Raw genomic sequence first — 2,039 nt, 5'->3', positions numbered from 1 at the left:
TGGTGGGTCTGGGTGGACTTGAACCACCGACCTCACCCTTATCAGGGGTGCGCTCTAACCACCTGAGCTACAGACCCGGTTTTGCTTGTCATGCAACAAGCCAAGTCGGGCCTGAAAGACCCTATGCTCTCTTTCCGCTGATCAAGTAATTCGTGTGGGCTCTGACCGAAACATTCAGTTTCGTTTAAGGAGGTGATCCAGCCGCAGGTTCCCCTACGGCTACCTTGTTACGACTTCACCCCAGTCATGAACCACACCGTGGTGATCGTCCTCCCGAAGGTTAGACTAACCACTTCTGGTGCAATCCACTCCCATGGTGTGACGGGCGGTGTGTACAAGGCCCGGGAACGTATTCACCGTGACATTCTGATTCACGATTACTAGCGATTCCGACTTCACGCAGTCGAGTTGCAGACTGCGATCCGGACTACGATGCGTTTTGTGAGATTGGCTCCCCCTCGCGGGTTTGCAGCCCTCTGTGCGCACCATTGTAGCACGTGTGTAGCCCTGGCCGTAAGGGCCATGATGACCTGACGTCATCCCCACCTTCCTCCGGTTTGTCACCGGCAGTCTCCCTAGAGTTCCCACCATGACGTGCTGGCAACTAAGGATAGGGGTTGCGCTCGTTACGGGACTTAACCCAACATCTCACGACACGAGCTGACGACGGCCATGCAGCACCTGTGTCTGAGTTCCCGAAGGCACTCCCGCATCTCTGCAGGATTCTCAGCATGTCAAGGCCAGGTAAGGTTCTTCGCGTTGCGTCGAATTAAACCACATGCTCCACCGCTTGTGCGGGCCCCCGTCAATTCATTTGAGTTTTAACCTTGCGGCCGTACTCCCCAGGCGGTCAACTTAGTGCGTTAGCTGCGCCACTAAGGATTCAAGATCCCCAACGGCTAGTTGACATCGTTTACAGCGTGGACTACCAGGGTATCTAATCCTGTTTGCTCCCCACGCTTTCGCACCTCAGTGTCAGTGTTGGTCCAGGTAGCCGCCTTCGCCACTGGTGTTCCTTCCTATATCTACGCATTTCACCGCTACACAGGAAATTCCACTACCCTCTACCACACTCTAGCCTGACAGTTCGAAATGCCGTTCTCAGGTTAAGCCCGAGGCTTTCACATCTCGCTTATCAAACCACCTACGCGCGCTTTACGCCCAGTAATTCCGATTAACGCTTGCACCCTCCGTATTACCGCGGCTGCTGGCACGGAGTTAGCCGGTGCTTCTTCTGCGAGTAACGTCACGGCTGGCCGCTATTAACGACCAACTTTTCCTCCTCGCTGAAAGTGCTTTACAACCCGAAAGCCTTCTTCACACACGCGGCATGGCTGGATCAGGGTTGCCCCCATTGTCCAATATTCCCCACTGCTGCCTCCCGTAGGAGTTCGGGCCGTGTCTCAGTCCCGATGTGGCTGATCATCCTCTCAGACCAGCTACGGATCGTCGCCTTGGTGAGCCTTTACCCCACCAACTAGCTAATCCGACATAGGCTCATCCAATAGCGCAAGGTCCGAAGATCCCCTGCTTTCCCCCGAAGGGCGTATGCGGTATTAATCCGGGTTTCCCCGGGCTATCCCCCACTACTGGGCAGATTCCTATGTATTACTCACCCGTCCGCCGCTCGTCAGCATCCCGAAGGACCTGTTACCGCTCGACTTGCATGTGTTAAGCCTGCCGCCAGCGTTCAATCTGAGCCATGATCAAACTCTTCAGTTTAAATCATACAGAAGCCGAAGCTTCAATTTCTGCTCAAGACAAAACTCAAATTTCGACGAGTCACTGTCTTGATATTTCTATACCGAAATATCCCAGCCAGCGCCCACACGAATTACTTGATCAACTTGTTAAAGAGCCGGGCTAATCGCCCAATCGAGGTGCGTATCTTACAGCGTTTCTCGATCCTGTCAACCGGTATTTTGAATCGTTTAATAATAACCAATTCAACCGCTTAACACCCGCTTGGCGGCTGGCCCTTCCGGCCTTGTCCCCCAAGCGAGATGCGCATTCTACAGACACCCACCTCAGTGTCAACG

The 2,039-nt window shown here is 53.9% G+C and carries 1 tRNA gene and 1 rRNA gene; both read right to left on the bottom strand.

Annotation, left to right across the window (positions count from 1 at the left end):
* Positions 1-77 (bottom strand) — tRNA-Ile (locus F6Y09_RS20005).
* 108 nt (positions 78-185) lie between these two features.
* Positions 186-1,722: ribosomal RNA gene (locus tag F6Y09_RS20000) — 16S ribosomal RNA — on the bottom strand.
* Positions 1,723-2,039 lie beyond the last annotated feature (317 nt).

It is taken from the genome of Marinobacter changyiensis (assembly GCF_009193265.1).
GTDB classification, from domain to species: Bacteria; Pseudomonadota; Gammaproteobacteria; order Pseudomonadales; family Oleiphilaceae; genus Marinobacter; species Marinobacter changyiensis.
The sequence above is the reverse complement of the archived record's forward strand: the minus strand, read 5'-3'. Positions and strand labels throughout refer to the sequence as shown.